At 51.6% G+C, this 22,750-nt stretch carries 15 protein-coding genes; 9 read left to right on the top strand and 6 right to left on the bottom strand.

Annotated elements, in window-relative coordinates; translation table 11 throughout:
- Positions 1 to 214: 214 nt before the first annotated feature.
- Positions 215 to 1,552, bottom strand: coding sequence for an N-succinylarginine dihydrolase (gene astB, locus SHEW_RS11530; protein WP_011866023.1), 1,338 nt, complete (start codon positions 1,550 to 1,552; stop codon positions 215 to 217).
- Positions 1,553 to 1,910: 358 nt separating this feature from the next.
- Here astB and topA point away from each other — a divergent pair, with 358 nt between their 5' ends.
- The 5 genes from topA (at position 1,911) to SHEW_RS11500 (ending at position 7,556) form a co-directional block, all read left to right on the top strand.
- Complete coding sequence (gene topA, locus SHEW_RS11525) at positions 1,911 to 4,559, top strand: type I DNA topoisomerase (RefSeq protein ID WP_041406645.1); 2,649 nt, start codon at positions 1,911 to 1,913, stop codon at positions 4,557 to 4,559.
- Positions 4,560 to 4,746: 187 nt separating this feature from the next.
- On the top strand, positions 4,747 to 5,322 hold the full coding sequence (locus SHEW_RS11520; RefSeq protein WP_041406644.1) for a YceI family protein: 576 nt from the start codon (positions 4,747 to 4,749) through the stop codon (positions 5,320 to 5,322).
- Positions 5,323 to 5,441: 119 nt separating this feature from the next.
- Complete coding sequence (locus tag SHEW_RS11515; RefSeq protein WP_011866020.1) at positions 5,442 to 5,792, top strand: DUF3802 family protein; 351 nt, start codon at positions 5,442 to 5,444, stop codon at positions 5,790 to 5,792.
- 404 nt (positions 5,793 to 6,196) lie between these two features.
- A complete protein-coding gene (locus SHEW_RS11505) occupies positions 6,197 to 6,571 on the top strand; it encodes a SpoIIAA family protein (RefSeq protein ID WP_011866018.1) in 375 nt (124 codons plus the stop codon).
- A gap of 58 nt (positions 6,572 to 6,629) precedes the next feature.
- Positions 6,630 to 7,556, top strand: a complete 927-nt coding sequence (locus tag SHEW_RS11500; protein ID WP_011866017.1) for a putative ATP-dependent zinc protease — start codon at positions 6,630 to 6,632, stop codon at positions 7,554 to 7,556.
- Positions 7,557 to 7,614: 58 nt separating this feature from the next.
- Here the strand turns inward: SHEW_RS11500 and SHEW_RS11495 are convergent, their stop codons facing one another.
- Together SHEW_RS11495 and SHEW_RS11490 are read right to left on the bottom strand one after the other, a co-directional pair.
- Positions 7,615 to 10,254, bottom strand: coding sequence for a PAS domain-containing protein (locus SHEW_RS11495; RefSeq protein WP_011866016.1), 2,640 nt, complete (start codon positions 10,252 to 10,254; stop codon positions 7,615 to 7,617).
- 129 nt (positions 10,255 to 10,383) lie between these two features.
- Positions 10,384 to 11,886 carry a methyl-accepting chemotaxis protein gene (locus SHEW_RS11490; protein WP_011866015.1) on the bottom strand — a complete coding sequence of 501 codons (1,503 nt, stop codon included), beginning with the start codon at positions 11,884 to 11,886 and terminating at the stop codon, positions 10,384 to 10,386.
- A 392-nt stretch (positions 11,887 to 12,278) separates the two neighbouring features.
- Between SHEW_RS11490 and pheS the strand changes: the two genes are divergently transcribed.
- The 4 genes from pheS (at position 12,279) to lpxM (ending at position 17,022) form a co-directional block, all read left to right on the top strand.
- Positions 12,279 to 13,262: a phenylalanine--tRNA ligase subunit alpha gene (pheS, locus tag SHEW_RS11485; protein ID WP_041407220.1), complete on the top strand. Its 984-nt coding sequence runs from the start codon at positions 12,279 to 12,281 to the stop codon at positions 13,260 to 13,262.
- Positions 13,263 to 13,277: 15 nt separating this feature from the next.
- Complete coding sequence (pheT, locus tag SHEW_RS11480; RefSeq protein ID WP_011866013.1) at positions 13,278 to 15,665, top strand: phenylalanine--tRNA ligase subunit beta; 2,388 nt, start codon at positions 13,278 to 13,280, stop codon at positions 15,663 to 15,665.
- A 4-nt stretch (positions 15,666 to 15,669) separates the two neighbouring features.
- Positions 15,670 to 15,966, top strand: coding sequence for an integration host factor subunit alpha (ihfA, locus tag SHEW_RS11475; protein WP_011866012.1), 297 nt, complete (start codon positions 15,670 to 15,672; stop codon positions 15,964 to 15,966).
- Positions 15,967 to 16,086: 120 nt separating this feature from the next.
- Entirely contained in the window at positions 16,087 to 17,022 is a 936-nt protein-coding gene (gene lpxM, locus SHEW_RS11470) for a lauroyl-Kdo(2)-lipid IV(A) myristoyltransferase (RefSeq protein WP_011866011.1), read from the top strand.
- Between the two features lie 116 nt (positions 17,023 to 17,138).
- Here the strand turns inward: lpxM and SHEW_RS11465 are convergent, their stop codons facing one another.
- The 3 genes from SHEW_RS11465 to SHEW_RS11455 form a co-directional block, all read right to left on the bottom strand.
- The gene (locus SHEW_RS11465) at positions 17,139 to 19,301 is read right to left on the bottom strand and encodes a M3 family metallopeptidase (RefSeq protein ID WP_011866010.1); all 2,163 of its coding nucleotides are present in this window, start codon (positions 19,299 to 19,301) and stop codon (positions 17,139 to 17,141) included.
- An 829-nt stretch (positions 19,302 to 20,130) separates the two neighbouring features.
- Complete coding sequence (locus SHEW_RS11460) at positions 20,131 to 21,237, bottom strand: phosphoribosylaminoimidazolesuccinocarboxamide synthase (RefSeq protein ID WP_011866009.1); 1,107 nt, start codon at positions 21,235 to 21,237, stop codon at positions 20,131 to 20,133.
- A 275-nt stretch (positions 21,238 to 21,512) separates the two neighbouring features.
- The gene (locus SHEW_RS11455; protein WP_011866008.1) at positions 21,513 to 22,724 is read right to left on the bottom strand and encodes a proprotein convertase P-domain-containing protein; all 1,212 of its coding nucleotides are present in this window, start codon (positions 22,722 to 22,724) and stop codon (positions 21,513 to 21,515) included.
- Positions 22,725 to 22,750 lie beyond the last annotated feature (26 nt).

Here is a 22,750-nt window from a genome sequence, read left to right as displayed (position 1 = left end):
TAAGTTATAGAAGGTGCTTTAACTATAAAAATCATGGGTCGAAATCGGCTAACTTATTGATTATATTGATTTAAACTCTTATGTGAGATGTTGGGCTAGAATTACGTCACTATGGGAGAAATTTAGACAAGGGATTGTAAGCACCTGATATTAGCATTAAGTGAAAAAGCCATCTTTTCAGATGGCTTTTCAGTTTTAACTTAGTAATTAATCGCTATTTCTGGAACTGATACACGCTGCCGAGCTTCATGATCTGTGTCAGTTCGTCCAGCGCGGTGCGCGATTCGACGATGAGCTGTGGATCGGCGAGATCGTCGATGGCGAGCTCATCACGATAGTGTTTCTCTACCCAGAGGTTCAGCCTGTTAAACAGCTCATCATTCATCAAGGTGTTGGGGTTGACGGCAGCAAGCTCGGTCTCGTTCATGGCGACGCGCAGGCGCAGACAGGCGGGGCCACCACCATTTTGCATGCTCTGCTTCACATCGAAATAGTGCACCTGCTTGATCGGTGTGCCCAAGGTGACGAGTTCGTTAAGGTAGGCATATACCGCCTCATTTTCCTGACAGTTTGTCGGCGCAATAATTGCCATCTCACCGTTTGGTAGGGTGACTATCTGGGTGTTGAATAGATAGCTCTTTACTGCATCCTGAATGCCGACTTTGGCGGTAGGGACTTCAATAAAGTGAAGCTCTTTACCGTTGAATTTATCTTGGATTTCGGCCAGTTTCTTTTGTGTATCGACAAAGGCCTGCTCGTGGTAGAAGAGCACATTCTGGTTACCCACGGCAATCACATCGTTGTGGAACACGCCTTGGTCGATGACATCTGGGTTTTGCTGGATAAAGACGCTGCTCTCATCATCGAGCTGATGCAGACGGGCGATGGCTTGTGAGGCTTCGAGAGTCTGTCTCGCCGGGTATTTCTTTGGCTTTGGTGCGTTAGGGTTGGTAGCCTCCTGACCGTAGACGAAGAGTTCGATACCAGCATGACCGTATTCGCTGCAAAGACGCGTATGGTTAGCCGCACCTTCGTCGCCGAAGCTCACGTGTTCAGGCAGGTGTTGATGGTGGTGGAAGTAACGCGAATTATTAAAGGTGGCGGCCAGTATGTTACCTGTGGTCACCGGCTCAATGCTGCGATGGAGTTTGTCTACCAGGTTTGCCGGGGTGAAATGGATCTTGCCATCATGGGTATCGGCGCTTGGTGATACAGTTGCCGCATTGGCCGTCCACATACTTGAGGCGCTGCAACAGGCTCTAAGGAGCGCAGGGGCTTGTTTGGCGGCTTTATTTAATACTTCGGCATCTGTACCAGAAAAACCAATTCGACGCAGTGTGTGAAGATCTGGGCGCTCCTGAGGGGCAAGCATCCCTTGGGCCAAGCCTAAATCGGCGAGGGCCTTGGCTTTCTTGAGGCCTTGTTTCGCAGCCGCCTTAGGGCTGGATATTGCGGCGGCGTTATTTAAAGAAGCCACATTACCGTATGACAGGCCCGCATAATTATGAGTCGGTCCGACGAGTCCATCAAAATTCGCTTCGTAATGCTTCATTGCATATCCTTCAAGTTATTATTGCTTTAATAGGGCGTCAACACAGGGCTGAGGTGGCGCCGTAATTCGTTGAATTTGTGCTCCAGTATACTTGAGCTTTGGGGCATAACAAGCTAGGGGAATGGTGCCTTATCTGTGATATTGGCTCAGAAATGCATAAGTATTACTTGCTAGTTGGGGAATAATGAAATATTAGTTTTTAATTACGCAATATTATTTTTCACATTTTTTTCAAAAACGGTTAAAAATTGGCTCGCCGTAACAAATAAAACAGGGATTAGCTTGAAACTATTGATACAACCCTCTATATATGGAGCCAATTTACAGAATTTTGAGACTTTTTGGCGCAGATCATTCTATGGGTAAATCGCTAGTTATTGTCGAATCACCGGCCAAAGCCAAGACTATTAACAAATATCTCGGCAAAGATTACATCGTAAAATCGAGTGTGGGTCACATCCGTGATCTTCCTACCTCATCCTCCAGTGACGCCAGTTCGTCGACTAAATCGCCCGCCGAAGTGCGCAAGATGTCCACCGAAGAGAAGGCTAAATATAAGGCTGACAAAGCGAAGAAAGCCCTGGTTGCGCGTATGGGCGTCGACCCAGAGCGAGGCTGGAAAGCCAAGTATCAGACGCTTCCGGGCAAAGAGAAAGTTGTCAAAGAATTACAGTCACTTGCTGAAAATGCAGATCATATCTTCCTCGCAACCGATTTGGATAGAGAGGGGGAGGCAATTGCATGGCATCTTCAAGAAGTGATTGGTGGGGATCCGGAGCGCTATCAGCGTGTGGTCTTTAACGAGATCACCAAGAGCGCAATTCAAGAGGCGTTCAGCCATCCGTCTCAGCTCAACACCAATATGGTCAATGCCCAGCAGGCGAGACGTTTTCTCGATCGCGTAGTGGGTTTCATGGTGTCACCTCTGCTGTGGAAAAAAGTGGCCCGTGGCCTCTCTGCAGGGCGTGTGCAATCGGTAGCAACGCGTCTTGTGGTCGAGCGCGAAGGCGAGATCAAGGCGTTCGTACCTGAAGAGTTCTGGGACATTCATGCCGAGCTGACTACCCTAGGTAACGAAGGGCTCAAGATGCAGGTGGCTAAGTTTAAGGGGGATAACTTTAACCCTGTAAACGAAGCGCAGGCCATGGTTGCGGTAAACGCACTAAAAGACAGCAAGTACCAGGTTTCTAGCCGTGAAGTCAAAGCGACTTCTAGTAAGCCCTCGGCGCCCTTCATTACCTCGACGCTTCAGCAGGCGGCCAGTACCCGTCTCGGCTTTGGCGTGAAGAAGACCATGATGATGGCCCAGCGTCTCTATGAGGCGGGTCATATCACCTATATGCGTACCGACTCGACCAATCTGAGTCAGGAAGCCCTCGACAGTGTGCGTGACATGATCGGCAAGGAGTATGGCGATAAGTATCTGCCCGATGCGCCGATCCGTTATGGCAGCAAAGAGGGAGCACAGGAAGCTCACGAAGCGATTCGTCCGTCCGATGTGAACGTTAGTGCCACCAGCCTTAGCGATATGGAAAGAGATGCCCAGCGTCTCTATGAGTTGATCTGGCGCCAGTTTGTTGCCTGTCAGATGACCCCAGCCAAATATGATGCGACGCGTTTGACCGTGACCGCAGGGGATTACGAACTCAAGGCCAGTGGCCGTACCCTTAAGTTTGACGGTTGGACTCGGGTTCAGACCGCGCTTAAGAAGAAAAACGAGGAAGACAACACGCTGCCGATGGTTGCCGAAGGCGATGTGCTGGCATTAGAAGAGTTGTTACCTAAGCAGCACTTCACTAAACCGCCCGCGCGTTATAGCGAAGCATCACTGGTGAAAGAGCTTGAGAAGCGTGGCATTGGTCGTCCATCGACCTATGCGACCATCATCTCGACCATTCAAGACCGTGGCTATGTGAAGGTTGAGAATCGTCGGTTCTACGCCGAGAAGATGGGTGAGATCGTTAGCGAGAGCCTCATCGGCAGCTTCGAAGAGCTGATGAGTTACGACTTTACCGCCGGCATGGAGCAGACCCTAGATAACGTGGCTCAGGGCCAGCTCGAATGGAAGAAGGTGCTGGATAACTTCTATAAAGGCTTGACCGCTCAGCTTGAAAAGGCCGAGCTACCGCCAGAAGAGGGCGGCATGCGCCCTAACGAGATGGTGCTGACCGATATCGCCTGTCCCACCTGTGGACGCCCAATGGGCATTCGCACCGGTACTACCGGCGTGTTCCTGGGCTGTTCAGGTTATGCCTTGCCACCGAAAGAGCGCTGTAAGACGACCATGAACCTGACGCCGGGCGAAGAGGCCGTCAGCGAGAACAGCGAAGATGCCGAAACCGATGCACTGCGCGCCAAGCACAGATGTGATGTTTGCGGCACGGCCATGGATAGCTATCTTATCGATGAGAAGCGCAAGCTGCATGTGTGTGGTAATAACCCCATCTGCGGCGGCTACGAAGTCGAGCAAGGGCAGTTTAAGATCAAGGGTTACGAAGGGCCGATTATCGAATGCGACCGCTGTGGCAACGATATGGAGCTGAAGAATGGCCGTTTCGGTAAGTATTTTGGTTGTACCAACAGTGAGTGTAAGAATACGCGTAAACTGTTGAAAAATGGTGAAGTGGCTCCGCCGAAGGAAGATCCGATCCACCTGCCAGAGCTGAAATGCACCAAGTCTGATGGCTATTTCGTGCTCAGAGACGGCGCCGCAGGCATCTTCCTGGCCGCGAGCACCTTCCCTAAATCCCGTGAAACCCGCGCGCCTCTGGTGGAAGAGCTGGTGAAGTACCGTGAGCTCTTATGGCCCAAGTATCAATATTTAGCCGATGCCCCTGTAGCGGATGAAGACGGTAATAAGGCGGTTGTGCGCTTTAGCCGTAAGACCAAGGAGCAGTATGTGGCAACCGAAATCGATGGTAAGGCGACCGGTTGGACGGCCAAGTTTGTCGGCGGTAAGTGGGTAAGCGAAGCCAAGGCTAAGCCAAAGGCGAAGAAGAAAGCCTAACTGACAGCATGTCATTTATCTAGCAAGAGCCCTAACTGAGTTAGGGCTTTTTTATTGGGATAAATATTAGTGGTTCATAATCTGTTGTATTAGGCTAATATAGATAAGATTACCTTGCTAATCATTAAACTAGCTGGGTTTCATCGCAGAGGTTTCGACGGACTTAGGGTTATAAATGGAGCGTAAAATGAAAACACTGATCATGGCAGCAGGACTTGGGATCTTAAGCTTAAACGCCTATTCGGCCGATTGGCTGGTGAGTAACCAGGGCTCACGGATTAACTTTATCTCAATCAAGAAGGGCGATATCGCAGAGGTGCATCACTTTACCCAAGTCTCGGGCCAGCTTAGCGACGCCGGCGCCTTTAGCCTGTCTATTCCCCTTAACAGCGTGGTCACCAATGTGGAGATCCGCGACCAGCGCATGAAAGAGATACTGTTCGAAACCGCTCAGTATCCGAGCGTCGAATTAACTGCCAGTCTCGACGGACAGGCGATCGACAAAGCCAGTGTCGGCACCATAATGTCGATGAGTGTTGATGCTAAGGTGAGCCTGCATGGTAAGACCCAGACTCTACCTGTGATGGTGAGTGTAGCCAAGGTGGCCGGTGATAAGTTGATGGTGGCCAGTGAGGCGCCACTGGTGGTCAATGCTGGTGACTTTGGCCTGACACCTGGGGTTGAGAAGCTCAGAGAAATAGCCGGTCTGCCAGCCATCAGCAAGGCGGTACCGGTTTCTTTCGTGTTAACCTTAATGCGATAGAAAAACGTGCACTAACAACAAGATTGGATACTCGATTTATATCATAATGGCGGTAGAAACTGGATATTGAGCATGGGCTATACCATGCTCATATATAAGTCGTGTGTTTAGGGTAAAAAATGGTTACTGATAAAGACGGATACATACATCTAATACAATATCTTACCGAGCATCTAGGCCTGTTTGAGGCCTCCGAAGCAGGTGGGGTAGCGGGTGACACCGTCATGGAGTTGTTCGAAGAGCAGTTGGCGGCGCAGATCATCATGGTGTGTGGTCAAAATCCTTCCTTAACCTTTGCCGAACGCAACATGGTGATTCGCGAAGTCGACGCTATCGTCTATGACTTAGAAGAGATCTTAGCCAAGGTGGCTAACCACAATGCCACCCAAGAGCAGACCCTGTTTATTACCGAGTTTTCGGGACTGATCAAAAATCTGTTTGATCAAGAAATTGCCAAGATGCAAGCTTAGGTTTTGCAATCCGAAACAGGTGTTTACAACTCACTGCTTGAGAATGTCAGCCTTTATTCCTACTGTTAGCATAAGTGCGAAATTGGGAAGTTTGTGTGCATGTCTGCAACCTCTATCAGTAAACAACATTTTGTTATCTATGCGGTACTCGTGTTGTTTTGGGTCATATTTCAGATCTTTAGTGCTAACGCCTTGGCGTTTGGCTGGGGGTTCATTCCGTTTGTCATCTCCTTGCCCTTTGTGCCCTTCATCTTGGTCTGGCTGGGGGTACAGTTTGTACGCCATTACAGATACATACGATTAGGACCCAACATCAGCGAGCACCTGGTGCACTGTGTCTGTACCTGTACGCTATTTTGTCTCTTCGTCTATCATTTTGTTTATTAGTTCAAAAGGAGTGGTTGATGATAGAACTACTGTCGGGATTTCATCATGATACCGTGGCGGTTAAAGCCAGAGGCGTGCTCTCTCGGGCCGACTATGACCAGACCTTGGTTCCGGCGATAGAGACCAAGTTGCAAGATCACTCAACCATTAAGCTCTGGTATGAATTTAGTGAAGAATTTGAAGGGGTTTCTGTTGAAACCTTGTGGGATGATGCCAAATTAGGATTCTTTCATTTGACGGACTTTTCCAGAGTCGCCATCATCACAGATAGTGAGTGGGTGGCCAATACTGCCAAAGTGATGGCCTATATGGCGCCCTGTCCGGTGAAGGTATTTGCCCGGCAAGCGGCGGATGAGGCGCTGCGCTGGCTGGGTGAGAGTTTGCCGGATTAAGATTGTAGATAGGCCGACACTCAGTCGGCTTCGTTTCATTGGGTTTAGGATCTTTTTTATGATTAGAATGTTGACCTTGAGAATGTTGACCTTGAGAACATTGAGCCCTAAAGCGTTGACCAAAGCATTAACGTTAGTGGCACTATTTCTGCTGGCGCCAGCCTATGGCGACGATAAAGCCGTTATTGGCCAGACTGCCATGATGACGGTCGATGAAGCCGGGCTCGTCTATCAAGCCCGTATCGATACCGGCGCAGGTAATACCTCCTTGCATGCCTTCGACCTTGAGATCCAAGGGGGCAGCGCCAAGAAGATGGCTGACAATGTGGGTAAGACCATCTGGTTTACCACAGAAAATGTTGCCGGTGAGCGTAAGCGTTTGAGTGCCAAGATAGTTAAAACCTCCACCGTCAGCAACTCTCAGGGTACTGAGACCCGTTACATGGTGGAGATGCACGTCGGTTTTGCCGGTGAGACCCGCAAGGTCAAGGTAAACCTCAGAGACAGAGGTCACATGGATTACAAGCTGCTGATCGGCCGTAACTGGCTAAAAGGCAAGTATGTGGTGGATGTGTCTGAAAAGCGTGTGATAGGTGCCAGAGCCCCCATCAGCATCCTGGAGACTGGCCTCTTGTTTGATACCCGCATCGATACCGGCGCGGTAGAAAACTCGCTACACGCGGTGGATCTTAAGGTGGAAAATGGCGTCGAAGATATGGAGCAGAATGTCGGTAAGATGCTCGCTTTCACCACGGAAAACGAGAAAGGTGAAACAAAACGTGTCCATGCCCGTATCGTCGAAACCTCGCTTATTCGCAATGCCCAGGGCAGTGAGGTGCGCTACATGGTGGAACTCAATGTGGGTGAGCCGGGCAGGGAGTATAAGGTCAAGGTGAACCTGAGAGACCGTACAAAGATGACCAACAAGCTCTTGATAGGTCGTAACTGGTTGCAAGGCCACTATCTGGTCGACGTCGCGAAGTAACCTGTTAGTCAAGGCAGACAAAATAGCGTCCCCGGAAGTGGCTACCTCCGGGGATTTTTTATGCCTTATCGAGATGTAACTCGCATACCAGCTCGGTAAACTGCGCGCTCTGGCTGCTGACAGTGAGTCTGCCGTTGAAGTGAGCCTTGAGCCACTGATTGATATGGATGAGGGAGCCTTGTCCCTTGTCATTATTATTGCTACTGCTGTCTAGCGCGTGAGTGAGTTTCTCCAGCCGAGCTTTGCCAATCCCCAGGCCGTTGTCTCTCAGAGTCAGAGTGAGCAAGCCTTCTCGATAGCGAATACCTAGGCTCAGCTGTTTCGGTCGATTGAGCGCCTGACCGTCGGGAAACGCATGTTGTAGGCTGTTGCCGAGCAATCTGTGGCAGAGCACCAGAAAATGCCAGGGTGAGATGGGCAGTGTCAGGTGATGGGGACAGTCTATCTCCACCGCTACGCCCTTGGCCTCGAGTTGAGGCCTTAACATGGCCACCAGGTCTTGCAAGAAGAGGTCGGCTACAGTGGCGCGAACATCTGTGATGTCTGCGCTGATCAAGGATTGACCATGGCGTATGATGTCTATCTGGGATGTCAGGGCCTCGGTAAATTTGGCTAGTTGAGGCTCATCGATATCGGCCGTATCTAACTGACGCAGCTGGATAAAGATCTGCTCTAGCGCTTGCAGCTCCTGGCGCAGTAACTGATGAACTACTTGAGGCAAGATAGCCTGCTGGGCCAGCTCAATCTGTTTAAGCTGCGCCAGTCCTTTGGGATCTATCCCTTCTTTTACCATGGCTTGTGGCTTGGCATCTAAGGCCTGTTTTAGCTCTGTGTTTCTTGCCCCTTGTAGCTTGATGGTTTGCTCCAACTCTGCCTGCTTGGCCTTGAGGCTGCTGATATCTACCGCCATGGCACCCAGGGCGATGATGTTGCCATCCTTGTCTTTGATTGGGTACTTAGTGATCAGGTAGATACGCTCACCGTGTACCGTGGGCATGGGCTGTTCGAAGCTCTGGGCTTGATCGCTATCTAAGATGATATGGTCGTGGTGATTGATGATCTCGGCGATATGCGCCGGATAGAGGTCGCTGTCGCGCATGCCGATGACCCGGGCTCGCTCTATGCCCATCACCTCGCAGAACTTGTCGTTGACCAAGGAGTAACAGCCGTGGGTGTCCTTGATGCAGATGAGGTTTTGCGAGGCGTTGAGCAGGGAGTTGATCAACTCCTTCTTATTCTCCAGCTCCTGCTGCGCCAGTTGTTGCATCGCCAGTTGTTGCTCCAGCGCTAGGTTGCTGGCATCGAGACTGGCATAGGCGATCTCCAGCTGATTGCTGCGGGCGATAAAGGCCTTGGCCAGTTGGCCAACCTCGTCGTGGCGCTTGTTGGCATCGAGTTCCAGCCTGCCCAGGTTACCGCTTTGCAGCGCCGAGACGATCTGAAAGATTGGCCGGATAAAGAGCTTGTGCTGAAAGATAAACAGAATGAGCAGGGCGATGAGCTGCGCCAGCAACAGAAACGCGCCTATCTTCAGCGCGATGGCGTTGGCCTGGGATGCGAGGCTCGACAGCGGCGTTACTAGGATGATCTTCCACTGGGTCTGGGCCATGGTGAGGATCGACACCAGCACGGGCTCGTTAAATAGGGGATCGCTACTTAGCTCCAGGGTCACTATGGGCGTCTTGCCATGGCTTCCCCTGATAGAGGCATTGATGAGTGTGGTTAAGCGGTCTCGTTCCTCTCTAGGCGTCTGTACCAGTACTTTCTCGAGCTGTTCGGGGCGATAGGCCGGGCTGGTCATTATCTGCTGACTAAAGGCCTGGTCCATCGTCTCTATGCGTTTGGCGATGGGGGCGAGCTGCGGGTAGCGCTGAATAAGTCTAGAGAGCGGCTGGCCGAGCATGGCGGTCTGCTGCTTATCAGACTCGTCGAAAGGATCCGCCAGCAGATTGTTGTAGCTGTCCAGCGCTAGGATATATCCTTTAGAGAGGGGATTCTGGTCGGAAAAATTAAAGCGCTTATCCAGGCCGCGCAGGGCGATGTCGACCGTGGCCACGCCGATAAAGCTGTGGTCGGCGCGCATGGGGACTGAGGCGGTGATCATCACCTCCTTGGTGTAGGGGTCTACATAGGACTTAGACCAGTGGGTATGGCCATCTTGGAAATATTTCGCCGGTAGATACCAGAAGGCCTGATGATAGCCAGGGCCTTCGGCGCTGTTGTAGTTGTCCAGGTATTGAAACTCATCATGCTTGTCCCGCGCCCAGAAGAAGCTGTTGCGCGTCTTCTGTTTACCGAACATGCCGGGCTCGGGCCAGATCCCGCCGCCGGCGATCAGCTGATGGCGCTCGCCAATATCCAGCAGGGAAGGGATCAGCTCTTTGACCACCTCATCCTGGCCGCGATAGGTTTCGCCCACTATGCCTATGGTGTTCGCCAGTGTCTCGATTTTGGAGGTGACCTGTTGCAGCTGCTCTATGACCGCCAGGCCATAGTTCTGGCTCAGCGAGAGCTGGGTGTCCATGTGATGTTTCTTCTCGGTTGAGAAGATCAACCAGATGCTTGAGGCGATGATCAGAACCGCGACCACAAATTGGACTATGGTGAATTTAAAGGTAAGGCTGTTTTTCCACTGGGTGTTTAATGAGCCGGCCTCGTCTTTCTCATTGGCGACCATAGGGGCTTGTGATCCATTCATGCATTAGTGATAGCTCAAGATTAAATCAAAATGCGACAGGATTAAACTCTTATGAAGTCGGCTTAGGGTGACGAGTTGCCTCCCTAAGCCGTTAAAGTGACTAGCTTTTAGTGACTAGAGCATTAGTGACTAGACTTTCAGTCCAACCAATAGCTGATCCAGCTGTTCGGCGGTGGCGTGCAGCTCGTCGCAGCCTGAGACAGACTGGTTGGCAGACTGTTCCACGTCGTGAGACTGGTTGCGGATCTCCATCAGGTTGGTGGCGATCTCGTTGGCGACCGCCGATTGCTCCTCGGCCGAGGTGGCGATCAGTACGCTCATCTCGTATACCCGCTCGCTGTGATGGGCGATGGCCTTGAGATCCTCACCTGTCTCCAGCACATGCTGCTTGCCGTCCTGGGCCTTCTCGACCGTGCGTTTCATCACTTGGGTGAGTGCGTGAGAGCCTGTCTGCAATGCCTCGATCATCGACTTGATCTCAACCGTGGCGGCCTGGGTGCGCCCGGCCAGGGTTCTGACCTCATCGGCGACCACGGCAAAGCCGCGACCCTGCTCACCGGCGCGGGCCGCTTCGATGGCAGCGTTGAGCGCCAATAGGTTGGTCTGCTCTGAGATGGCGTTGATGGTGGTGACCACCTCGTCGATCTTGGCGGCGTTGTCGTTCAGGGTATTCACCGCCGTCGAGGCGTCGCCAATCTCGTTGGCAAGATCGCCAATGGCTTGAACCGTGATGGCGATATCTTTCGAGCCCGCCTCAACCTGTTGGTTGGCCTCTTGGGTCTCGTTAGAAGATTGCTCGGCGTTGCGGGCCACCTCTTTCACCGCGGCGGTCATCTCCTCCATTGCCGTGGCCAGTGAATCCAGATGCTGACGCTGCTCGGCGGCCAGAGTTTGTCCCTCTTGGGCCGTCTGTCTGAAGGCCTGCACTACGGTGCGGATCTGGCTGCTGGCCTGAGTCATACGGCTCACCAGCTGATGCTGACGTTCGACGAGTGTGTCTATGCTCACCGCCAGGATGCTGAACTCATCTTTTACCTCGAAGAAGTTCAGTCGTCCGGTGAGATCGCCATCGGCCGCGCGTTTAAGTGCCATCACGTTGGTGTAGAGGGCGCCGCCGACGAAGGTGGAGATATAGTAGCTGCTTAGCAGGATAACAAAGATAAGCGCCACCAGGCTGATGATGACCACGCTCTGAGCCGAGCTCAGTACCTGGTCGAGATCTGTCACTTCTGTCTTGGCAACCAGGTTAGCGCTTGAGGCGCGGCTATGGGCTGTCAGGCTGTCCCCTTGCATTAAGGTGCCACCACCGGCATGTACCAGGCGGCTTGTCTTGGCGTTGAGGGACGATTGCGTATCGGCAAAGCCGGCACTGACCAGTTCCTGCTTAAAGCTCGCCGCCTTGTCGTCTGGCACGTACTTAAGGCTCAGGTCGATAAGCTCCACCATCTTCTGGGCGTCAGCCAAGGCACTCTGCTGGTGACTCTGCTTAATCTGGCTATTGAACTGCCCATAGAGGATATAGGAAAGCCCCATGAGGGTAATGATGGGGATGATGGCCAGAATGGTAAATTTGGTTTTCAGGGTCATATGGATAAGATACTGATCTATCCATCGAAACTTTACTTCTCTCATAGCTTTTCTCTGCCGCCTGGGGATGATCTCGTTATCGGATCGCTAAGTGATTACTTAACGAGAATTTTGCCTCAGGGCGTTTGTTTGTTGTTTATTTGTACTGGGATTTTATCGTTATTGTTAAATAAGGTACGGCTCAAGTGTACATGCTTGGTGTGATCGCGGCGAATCAAAATTACATTTTGGGATGGCTTTTTAGCCTATCTGAGTTTGATGCTTAGCCAGCTTGGCCTTTTCTCACGGATTTCGTTAGAAAAATACCAAATAAGCCCTAGTCAAACGTCTTATGGTCACGTAAAATTTGTCTCTTTTTCTATTTTCGTAAAGATTAAATAGTCAGCATATAGAAAGTCTTGGCTCTCAGCGTGAGGGCGGGCGTACTGGAAGAGATGATGTCAGAGTTAACAGAAATCGTAGAACAGGCCTTACAGGCAATCGAAGGGACAGATGATCTGAAAGCCCTCGATGACCTTCGTGTCGATTACCTGGGTAAGAAAGGTAAGATCACCGACATGATGAAGATGATGGGTAAGCTGAGTCCAGAGGAGAAGCCAGCCTTTGGTCAGGCGGTCAATCAGGCGAAGCAAGCGGTACAGCAAAAGCTGTCTGAGCGTATCGAAGGCTTAAAGGCTCAGGAGCTCGAAGCTAAGCTGAGCGCCGAAAGCATCGACGTGACCCTACCTGGACGTCGCATCGACAATGGTGGCCTGCATCCTGTGACCCGTACCATCGAACGTATCGAAACCTTCTTTGGTGAGCTGGGATTCAGCGTAAAGCAGGGGCCAGAGATCGAGGACGATTTCCATAACTTCGATGCGCTCAACATTTCTGAGCATCATCCGGCACGTGCCGATCACGATACCTTCTACTTTAATCCTAAGCTGATGCTGCGTACCCAAACCTCGGGCGTGCAGATCCGCACCATGGAAACGGAAAAGCCGCCGCTGCGTATCATCTCTCCGGGCCGCGTTTACCGTAACGACTATGATCAGACCCACACGCCTATGTTCCATCAGGTAGAAGGTCTGTTCGTCGATGAAAATGTTAACTTCGCGGAGTTGAAAGGGATCTTGCATGATTTCCTGCGTAACTTCTTCGAAGAAGATCTACAAGTACGCTTCCGTCCCTCTTACTTCCCATTTACAGAGCCTTCAGCCGAAGTGGATGTAATGGGTAAAAACGGCAAGTGGTTAGAAGTCTTGGGTTGCGGCATGGTTCACCCTAATGTCCTGCGCAGCGTTGGCATCGACCCTGAGAAGTACCAAGGTTTCGCCTTCGGTATGGGGGTAGAGCGTCTCTCTATGTTGCGTTATGGGGTTAATGACCTGCGTTCTTTCTTCGAAAACGACCTACGTTTTCTTAAGCAATTCAAATAACGGAGCGAGTAAATAATGAAATTCAGTGAGTCTTGGCTTCGTGAGTGGGTCAATCCAAGTATTAGCCGTGACGATTTGTCACATCAGATCACCATGGCGGGTCTGGAAGTCGACGGTGTCGACCCGGTAGCCGGTGATTTTTCAGGCGTTATCGTGGGTGAGGTGGTCGAATGCGGCCAGCACCCTGACGCCGACAAGCTACGTGTCACTAAGATTAATGTCGGTCAGGATGAGTTGATCGATATCGTCTGCGGCGCACCAAACTGCCGTCTGGGCCTGAAAGTGGCCGTGGCTATGGTGGGCGCGGTATTGCCGGGCGACTTTAAGATCAAGAAGGCCAAGCTACGTGGTCAGCCATCATTTGGCATGCTCTGCTCCTATGGCGAGCTGGGTATCGACATCGAGAGCGACGGCATTATCGAGCTGCCGCTCGATGCGCCTATCGGTCAAGACGTACGTGAGTACCTGGACCTTAATGACGTGGTGATCGATGTCGATCTGACCGCTAACCGCGCCGACTGTCTTGGCATGGTGGGTCTGGCCCGCGAAGTGGGTGTACTTAACCGTCAAGCGGTTGTTGCCCCGACATGGGAAGCGGTCACCCCTAGCATCGAAGATGCTATCGAGATCGACAACCAGGCTCCTAGCGCCTGTCCACGCTACCTGGGTCGTGTGGTGAAAAACGTTAACGTTAAGGCGCAGTCGCCACTCTGGATGCAGGAAAAACTACGTCGCAGCGGCATTCGCTCTATCGATCCTATCGTCGACATCACCAACTATGTGTTGATCGAGTTCGGCCAGCCGATGCACGCCTTCGACTTGGCGAAGATCGACGGCAAGATCCAGATCCGTCTGGGTGATGGTGAGGAGAAGCTGACTCTTCTCGATGGCAACGAAATTACCGTACCAAACGATACCCTGGTTATCGCCGATAACAGCCAACCTCTGGCCTTGGCTGGTGTGTTTGGTGGCGAGTACTCGGGTGTGACCGGTGAGACCCAAGATATCCTGCTGGAGTGCGCCTTCTTTGCGCCGCTGGCGATCATGGGTAAATCACGTCGTCTTGGCCTGCACACTGACTCGTCACATCGCTTCGAGCGTGGCGTCGACCCTGAGCTACAACATAAGGTGATCGACCGTGCTACGCGCCTGGTGCTAGAGATCTGTGGCGGCGAAGCCGGCCCTGTGGTTGAGTCTAAGGCCGACGAGCATCTGCCTCAGCCTGCCAACATACTGCTGCGTCGCAGCAAGCTAGATCGCGTGCTCGGCCATCATATTGCAGATGCCGATGTCACCGAGATCCTTGAGCGTCTTGGTTTTGGCGTATCACGTGTGGATGACAACTGGCAGGTTGTTACTGCGACTTACCGTTTCGATATGGCGATCGAAGAAGATCTTATCGAAGAGGTTGCCCGCATCTATGGCTACAACAACATTCCGAATGTTGCGCCAGTAGCGGCCCTAAGCATGCCTCTACACAATGAGTCAGATATCGACCTTAAGCGCGTACGCGCCATGATGGTGGCCCGTGGCTTCCAGGAAGCCGTGACCTACAGCTTCGTCGATCCTAAGCTGCAGCAACTGGTGCATCCGGGCAGCGATGCTATGGTGCTGCCAAATCCTATCTCGGTTGAGATGTCGGCCATGCGTTTGTCTATGTTCACCGGTCTGTTGACTGCCGTGGGCTACAACCAGAGCCGCCAGCAAAACCGTGTTCGCCTGTTTGAAACCGGTCTGCGTTTCGTGCCAGATGCCAACGCCGAATCGGGTGTGCGTCAGCAGGCTATGCTAGGTGCCGTCATTGCCGGTAACCAAAATGACGAACATTGGTCGATGGAATCAAAAACTGTAGACTTTTTCGACCTTAAGGGCGATCTGGAAGCCATTATCGGCTTGACAGTTTCAGAGGATGAATTTACTTTTAAAAAAGCATCTCATCCGGCGCTTCATCCGGGGCAATGTGCTGAAATCTTAAGAAATGATCGTGTGATTGGTGTCATTGGTGCCGTCCATCCGAGCCTGGAAAAGCCCTTCGGCTTAAATGGTAAAACCATCGTATTCGAGCTCGAATTAGACGCCTTATTGCACGCAAGTTTGCCGCAAGCCCAGACTGTGTCTAAGTTTCCAGCAAACCGACGTGACATTGCCATCCTGGTTGATGAAGATGTCTCGGCAGGAAATGTTGTAAATTTGATAAGAAAAGTTGGCGAAAATCAGTTGGTTGGCTTAAACTTGTTCGATGTATACCAAGGTAAAGGTGTTGAACCAGGTAAAAAGAGTCTGGCGATTGCACTTACACTACAAGACAACGCTCGTACACTTGAAGAGAAAGAAATTGCTGAAATGGTAGAAAAAGTAGTTTCTGAACTCAAGACCGAGTTCAACGCACTGTTGAGGGATTAAAAGTATGGCACTTACCAAAGCCGAAATGGCAGAACATCTTTTTGAAACGCTTGGTATTAACAAGCGAGTTGCGAAAGAGATGGTTGAGGCATTTTTCGAAGAAATTCGTCAAGCCCTCGAGAACGGTGAGCAGGTCAAGTTATCTGGCTTTGGCAACTTTGACCTAAGGGACAAAAATCAAAGACCGGGTCGCAACCCTAAAACAGGCGAGGATATCCCGATTTCTGCTCGCCGCGTGGTGACTTTCCGTCCAGGACAGAAACTTAAGAGTCGTGTTGAAGAGGCTAACGCCGGTAAATAATCCGACTTAATACATAGAGAAGGCCACTCCTTGAGTGGCTTTTTCTGTTTCTTCTGAACTGGTTATCTGTTGTTTATGCCTGTGTGGTCACAGGCGCTGGATGAGTAAGAGGTTGTACTCTTGTCTAGAAAACCTAAGTATTTCGATCGCCGCTTTCGCGCCGAGTTATTACATCCTAAGCATTGGCCCACCTGGTTTGCTATAGGGGTGCTGGTGTTTTTCGGCCTGATGCCCGCCTGGCTAAGGGATCCGATAGCGCGCCTGCTTGCGCGTCTGGTGAAGAAGATCGCCAAGAAGCCTCTCAAGGTGGCTAGGGCAAACCTGGAGACCTGTTTCCCGGATAAATCAAAGGCTGAGATCGATAAGCTACTCGATGAGAATATCGAGAGTTTTGTATTGATCCTGTTGGCGCAGTCAGAGCTGTTGCTGCGCTCAGATGCTAATCTGCGTCGCCGCGTCCAGCTTGACGGCTTCGAGCATGTGCAGCGCGCTCGTGATGCCGGTCAGCCGGTGATCTTCATCATGCCCCATGTATGGGGCATAGAATATGCTGGGCTCAGGTTGAACCTGGAGCTCCCCATGGTGACCATGGCCAAGGCTCATCGTAACAAGTTGTTCGACTGGTTCAATAACCGCATGCGAAGCTCCAAGGGCGGCAACGTCTATATGCGCGAGGCGGGTATACGTGCGCTCCTGTCTGAGCTGAAAAACGATAACAGCTTCTTCTATCTGCCAGATGAAGACTTAGGCCCTGAGAAGAGTGTCTTCGCGCCATTTCTAGGCACTGTTAAGGCTACTCTGCCTGTAGTGGGGCGTCTTGCCTCGGCCGGTAATGCTCAGGTGATGCCGGTGAAGATTGGCTATGATCAGCAAAAGCGTCAGTATCTGCTAACGGTACTGCCGCCCATCTCACCCGAGGAGATGCAAGGCAAGGAGAATGAGGCCTTAGCATTAAACCGTGCGGTGGAGCAGGTGATAAACGCCTATCCAGAGCAATATATGTGGTTCCTCAAACTCCTGCGTACCCGTCCGCCGGGCGAAGCCTCTCTCTACTAGCTCTTAAAGTTAGTGCTTTGCGGTTAGCGTTAGAGTTAGGGATACGATTACGCTGAAGCAGATAGCGATAAAAAAAGCGGCTCTATGAGCCGCTTTTTAATGCCTGAAATTCAGACTTATTCCGTTAGGCCTCTGTGTTTTAGCAGGGCATCCACGGTTGGCTTTCTGCCGGTGAACTTGATGTAGTCCTGCATCAGATCTTCACTGTTACCTTTAGACAGCACGTTGTCGCGGAACTTGTTGCCGTTCTCCAGTGACAGGCCGCCGTTGTGGCTCATGAAGTCGAAGGCGTCTGCCGCAAAGACCTCGGTCCACAGGTAGGCGTAGTAGCCTGCCGAATAGCCGCCGGCGAATGCATGGCTAAAGTAGGCTGACTTGTAGCGAGGTGGGATAGGCGCAAAGTCGATGCCGTGTTTAGCCAGAGCTTGCTGCTCAAACTTAGCCACGTCGTCGATCTTGGCATCGACACCAATTGAGTGCCACTCCATGTCCAGGATGGCCGCCGCCAGATACTCTGTAGTATCGAAGCCTTGTCCAAACTTGCTCGCCGCCAGGACCTTCTTCAGCAGCTCGGCAGGGATAGGCTCGCCGGTCTGATAGTGCTTGGCGTAGTTGGCCAGGACTTCAGGATCGATTGACCAGTCTTCGTTGGCCTGTGATGGGAATTCGACGAAGTCTCTCGGGGTAGCCGTACCCGCCACACTTGGGTATTTCACCTGAGAGAAGAGACCATGCACAGCGTGACCGAACTCGTGGAACATGGTGCTCACTTCATCATAGGTCATCAGGGTTGGGCCTGAAGCCGGCTTTGGAATGTTCAGCGCATTGTAGACCACAGGCTTAGTGCCTAGTAGGCCGCTTTGGGTTACGAACTCATCCATCCAGGCGCCACCGTTCTTACCTTCTCTGGCATAAGGGTCCAGATAGAAGATGCCGATAGAGCTCTTGTCTTTGTTAAAGATCTCATAGGCCAGCACATCTGGGTTCCATACAGGCAGATCCTTGCGCGGCTTGACCGTGATGCCGTAGAGTTTCTCCATGGCGAAGAACAGACCGTCGTTGAGGACGCGGTTAAACTCGAAATAAGGCGTGACCTGGCTCTGATCCAGGTCGTATTTGGCTTTACGAACCTTCTCACTGTAATAGGCCCAGTCCCAAGGTGCCAGTTCGAAGTCTTGACCCGATGCCTTAATCTGCGCCTGGATGTCCGCCGCCTCTAGCTTGGCCTTGGCCACAGCCTTAGGGGCTAGGTCATCTAAGATCTCATACACGGCCGTCGGTGTCTTGGCCATCTGATCGGCTACCGTGTAGGCTGCCCAGGAGTCATAGCCAAGTAGCGCCGCCTTTTCGGCGTGCAGGTGTGACTGCTTGACGATATTTGGGCCGTTAAGCGCCATGGCGCGGTTTGCCGAGGTCTTCCACACTTTCTCTCTTAGCTCGCGATTATTCAGGCTGGAGAGGATAGGTTGGCGAGTGGTGTTCACTAGGGTGATCAGGTATCCCTCTTTGCCGGCATCTTTTGCGGCTTGGGCGAGGGTAGCGATTTCGGCGTCAGATAGGCCGTCGAGCTCCGCCTTGTCTTTAACTATGATCACTTCGTTTTTAAATGAATCGAGAACGTTCTTAGAAAACTCTGTGGTCAGGCTGGCGAGCTGACCGTTAAGATCGCGCATCTTCTCTTTATCTGCGTCAGATAGCTTGGCACCGGCGCGCTCGAATGCCAGGTAGTAATATTCGACTAAGTGTTTATCTTCGGCGCTCAGGCTGTCGCGGCTCTTGTAGACGCTCTCGACGCGGGCAAACAGCTCAGGGTTTAAGAAGATGTTGTCCCAGTGCGCAGACAGCTTAGGTGCTAGCTCGGCTTCCAGGGTTTGTACCTGGCTGTTAGAGTTAACGCTGGCCAGGTTAAAGAAGGTTTTGGCCACGCGGGTAAGCAGGCTGCCAGACTTTTCCATGGCAACTATGGTGTTGTCAAAATCTGCGGCTGCTTGGTTGTCGATGATCGCCTGGATCTCTTTATCGTGCTCTATGATCCCTTGGGTGAAGGCGGGGGCATAATCGTCGAAGGTGATCTTATCAAACTCAGGCGCCTGATACTGTAACACGCTCTTCTTGAGCAGTACGTTGCTGGCATTGATTTGGCCTTCACTCGCCTGTACGGCAGGCTTCGCCGCTTCGGTACTTGCTACTTCTGTATTGATTGCTTCCTGACTCGCTGGTGTACAGCCAGTGAGATATAGACCGGCTAAGATAGCCGTAGTGAGGATAGACTTACGCATGGGTTCTCCCTGTTGCTGGCGCCCAATCGTTTTTTTACTGCCTAACAGGCATGGGGGCGCTAAAGATGTGATTGCCGCCATACCTTATCAAGCGGGGCAGGGGCGCGGCAAATCAAAAGTTTAAGATTGGATTAATAAAGTTGTGAGAAAATATTAAGGCCATCCTTGCAGCCGGGTTTTGAGCTGTGGTTTGAGTTGCCAGATCCCGTCTTGTCTGTGTCTCGTTAGTTAATGTTCATTTCATTGCCTTAGCTTTATGAAGTTGCGGCGAGCGGTGCTTTAGAGACGAGTTGCAGCTTTTATCACCACCGAATATCCAGGCATGAGTTGATTGAGGTGATTTCGGGCTCCTCGTATTGTGCTGATTTTATTGGGTATTGTGTGTTAAACCGTTTAAATGGATGTGCTGTCGTTATTTGAGCTAAGCTATGTCGGCCGACAGCGGATGAGGTTTCTCTCTCTGAGGTAAGTTTCCATCTTGGTCATGTTTGGGCAAAGCGAATCATTGGCGAAGATTAATCGAGTTTTTAGGTGCCGCGTCTATCTGCTTTAGCAGATTAATTTTCTTTCATCATTGCCTTATGAGCGAGCTGTGGCAGGTTTTAATGCCATTGCTAGCGGCTTTTAGGGCTCAAGCTCAAGCATGATGAAACCACTTCTGGGTGACTTTCCAATAAAAAGGCCCAATCGAATCTCAGGTGAAATGCAGATAAACACGCATAAAAAGGCCAGCGTCTGTTGAACGCTGGCCTTAGTTTTTAGCTAATCCTGGCTCTTTCATCTTGCCCTGGCAAATTATGCCAGGTTGAGCATCAGAAGCTTAGCGTCATTAGGCTTGGATCAGCTGATACTCATCGCGCAGGATGTCGATGATCTCCTGACGAGGATTCTCGCTCAGGTGTAGCTTATGACCTATGATGGTCTCGGCGATGCCTACGTAGGTGTTAGAGATATCCATCATCACTTCGGTTGGCAGCTTGTTGTCGCGCGCCAGGGCGAAACGCTCAGGCATACGCTCCTTGTTGAGCAGAATATCGGGATCTGGGAAGTGGTTTAGCAGCCATTGTCTGAAGCCTTCTTTCGACTTCTCGACGATCTTGCCATTGCGACGGGCTTCACCGTCCCAGATACGTGATGAGTCAGGGGTGCCGACTTCATCCATATAGATCAATTTTTCCTGACCGCTGGCATCTTTCACGTAACCAAATTCAAATTTGGTGTCGACGAAGATCTGATCTTGCTCGGCCAGGGCCTCGCTGATCACCGCAAAGCCCTCTTTAAGCAGCTTCTCGTAAAGGTCAATATCGCCCTTGCTGTGGAAGTTGAAGCCTTCCAGGTGACGCTCCAGATCCGCGCGAGAGACGTTAACATCATCGGCTTCGGGAACGCCCTCAAGACCCGTCAGTACGCCTTTGGTCGATGGGGTGATCAGCACCTCTTCCAGTTTCTGATCCTTCTCCAGTCCCTCGGGTAGTGTGATACCACAGAAGTCGCGCTCGCCCTTGCTGTAGGCTCGCCACATAGAACCTGTGATGTACTGTCTGGCGATCGCTTCGACCATCACCGGCTGCGCCTTCTGCACGATCCACACGAAAGGATGTGGAACATCCAGAATATGGCTGTCTGCTAAGCCTTTCTCTTTAAATAGCTTGAACCAATGGTTAGAGATGGCATTAAGCGCCGCCCCTTTGCCAGGGACGCCGTTGAGGCCGTTTTCGCCTTGCCAGATGCAGTCGAAGGCAGAGATACGGTCACTGATCACCATGATCGCCAGCGGCGTGTCGGCGGGAACGTCATAACCTTTCTGCTCGATCAGGCGCGCACTGTCTTCGGCGGTTAACCAATAAACACTGCGGACTTTACCTGAATGTACCGGCTTGTCGGTGCGGATGGGCAGATCATCGTTAACGGCTAGAACTTTATTAGATTGATTCATAGGGTACTATTTTTATATGTAATGTTAGAGGAGGAAATTACGGCGAAATTGTAGCAGAACTGCTATGGGACAACAGCTTTTTCGCTTTAATTCTTTTGCGAAAACAGAGTGTTCTCATTGGAAGAAGGTGAATGTAAGATGCACGATAAAATTGGCGTTTTCTCGCGCGAAATGGCGGCTTTCAGGGCTAGGATTCTCGGGTGTTGGTCAGCTGTGATTCAGTACGTATCTGGCTCATGTTACAGCAAGGACTATGGACTTTGGTCTATGGAGGATTAAGGACTAGCACTTATATCTTGTGGCTGGGCGGCCGAGTAACCCGAGATGAGAAGTTGCCAGCCCCTTAGCGTGCCTATGTCGCCTGCGGCCAGGTCACTCACCTTGAGGATCCAGTCGCCTTTTATCGCCTCGTGATTGAAGGCCTGGGTACGATATTCCCGATGCTGATTGTCTCCTCCAGCATGGCTTTCGCTCACCAACTGATAGCTTGTGCCCGTGGGGGAGGTGAGAGTCATACTAAGATCCCTGTGCCAGGTATGGGAGACATTAACTAAAACGCGCACGCCAAAGGCGGCAAGTTCATCTTCGACGGCGATGCGGCTCACTATCCCCTCAGGAGCATTGTCAGTGATGGGATGCCAAGTGAAGTTGGCCTGCTGTATCTCGCGTATGTCGCCGGGAAGCAGGCTAAGATTGACACTTTGCTGCTTGACCCAATTGCCGCCGTCAGCCGAGGCGGTCACGGTAAACATGTAGTCGCCCCATCGGGCGTCACTATTTGATGGCACCAAGAGGCTGAATGTGTCGCCAGGATGAACCCTTTCCTTAGAGAGCCTGGCGCCGGGAAGCGAGGAGGCCAGGCTCAGGCATATCTGTCCCCCTAATTTCTCACTAACCAAACTCGTTCCTGTAAGGCTAGTGTCTATAAGCGCTCTCTGTTCAAGTGCTCTGTCTTCAGGTGCTTTGTCTTCAAGCGTCCTGTCTACAAGTGTCGAGAAGTGGTAAATCGCGGTCTCGCCGGCTGCTCTGCTTAAGCGTTGCTCTTTTACCGATAGCATGAAACCCTGTGTTGACGCCGTGGGCTTGTTCCGCTTTGCGATCGATGTTGCCGCGGCTTCCCCCCCTAGAGTGGCTGAAGCCTTCTTATGCTCGCTAGCTAGCGGTATTCCGGTCTTTGTGTTCGTTTTAATTGCCTGAGACATAGAGTCGATCTGCTTGGTTTTCCTCTCTACTGAGCCGATAGTTGCCTTGCTCTGGGCGTTAAACTTTTCAAGCGTTTCCCTGTCCTCGGCAACCATATTGAGTAGTGGGTCGTCATAGCGGCTCTGATGGGCGCGAAATTCGCTCGAGCCATGGGTGAAGGGCGTTAGCATAAATAGCAGGAGTATCGCGAATAGGGAGAGTCGGTTGTTGTTCACCGCTTGTGCCTCGGGTGTCTGCCCGGCCTGGATGTAGGTCAATCCAGCGGCGGAGTGATTGCTTTTCATAACGTTAGATAGCGTTAGCTAAAATT

It is taken from the genome of Shewanella loihica PV-4, from assembly GCF_000016065.1.
GTDB lineage: Bacteria > Pseudomonadota > Gammaproteobacteria > Enterobacterales > Shewanellaceae > Shewanella > Shewanella loihica.
Note: the sequence above shows the minus strand (reverse complement) of the source record. Positions and strands in the feature narration are given on the sequence as shown.

What these genes read in the sequence shown, in the direction of transcription:
- astB (WP_011866023.1), bottom strand. Translation starts at nt 1,552, where the DNA reads ATGAAGCATTACGAAGCGAATTTTGATGGACTCGTCGGACCGACTCAT.
- topA (WP_041406645.1), top strand. Translation starts at nt 1,911, where the DNA reads ATGGGTAAATCGCTAGTTATTGTCGAATCACCGGCCAAAGCCAAGACT.
- SHEW_RS11520 (WP_041406644.1), top strand. Translation starts at nt 4,747, where the DNA reads ATGAAAACACTGATCATGGCAGCAGGACTTGGGATCTTAAGCTTAAAC.
- SHEW_RS11515 (WP_011866020.1), top strand. Translation starts at nt 5,442, where the DNA reads ATGGTTACTGATAAAGACGGATACATACATCTAATACAATATCTTACC.
- SHEW_RS11505 (WP_011866018.1), top strand. Translation starts at nt 6,197, where the DNA reads ATGATAGAACTACTGTCGGGATTTCATCATGATACCGTGGCGGTTAAA.
- SHEW_RS11500 (WP_011866017.1), top strand. Translation starts at nt 6,630, where the DNA reads ATGATTAGAATGTTGACCTTGAGAATGTTGACCTTGAGAACATTGAGC.
- SHEW_RS11495 (WP_011866016.1), bottom strand. Translation starts at nt 10,254, where the DNA reads ATGAATGGATCACAAGCCCCTATGGTCGCCAATGAGAAAGACGAGGCC.
- SHEW_RS11490 (WP_011866015.1), bottom strand. Translation starts at nt 11,886, where the DNA reads ATGAGAGAAGTAAAGTTTCGATGGATAGATCAGTATCTTATCCATATG.
- pheS (WP_041407220.1), top strand. Translation starts at nt 12,279, where the DNA reads ATGTCAGAGTTAACAGAAATCGTAGAACAGGCCTTACAGGCAATCGAA.
- pheT (WP_011866013.1), top strand. Translation starts at nt 13,278, where the DNA reads ATGAAATTCAGTGAGTCTTGGCTTCGTGAGTGGGTCAATCCAAGTATT.
- ihfA (WP_011866012.1), top strand. Translation starts at nt 15,670, where the DNA reads ATGGCACTTACCAAAGCCGAAATGGCAGAACATCTTTTTGAAACGCTT.
- SHEW_RS11465 (WP_011866010.1), bottom strand. Translation starts at nt 19,301, where the DNA reads ATGCGTAAGTCTATCCTCACTACGGCTATCTTAGCCGGTCTATATCTC.
- SHEW_RS11460 (WP_011866009.1), bottom strand. Translation starts at nt 21,237, where the DNA reads ATGAATCAATCTAATAAAGTTCTAGCCGTTAACGATGATCTGCCCATC.
- SHEW_RS11455 (WP_011866008.1), bottom strand. Translation starts at nt 22,724, where the DNA reads ATGAAAAGCAATCACTCCGCCGCTGGATTGACCTACATCCAGGCCGGG.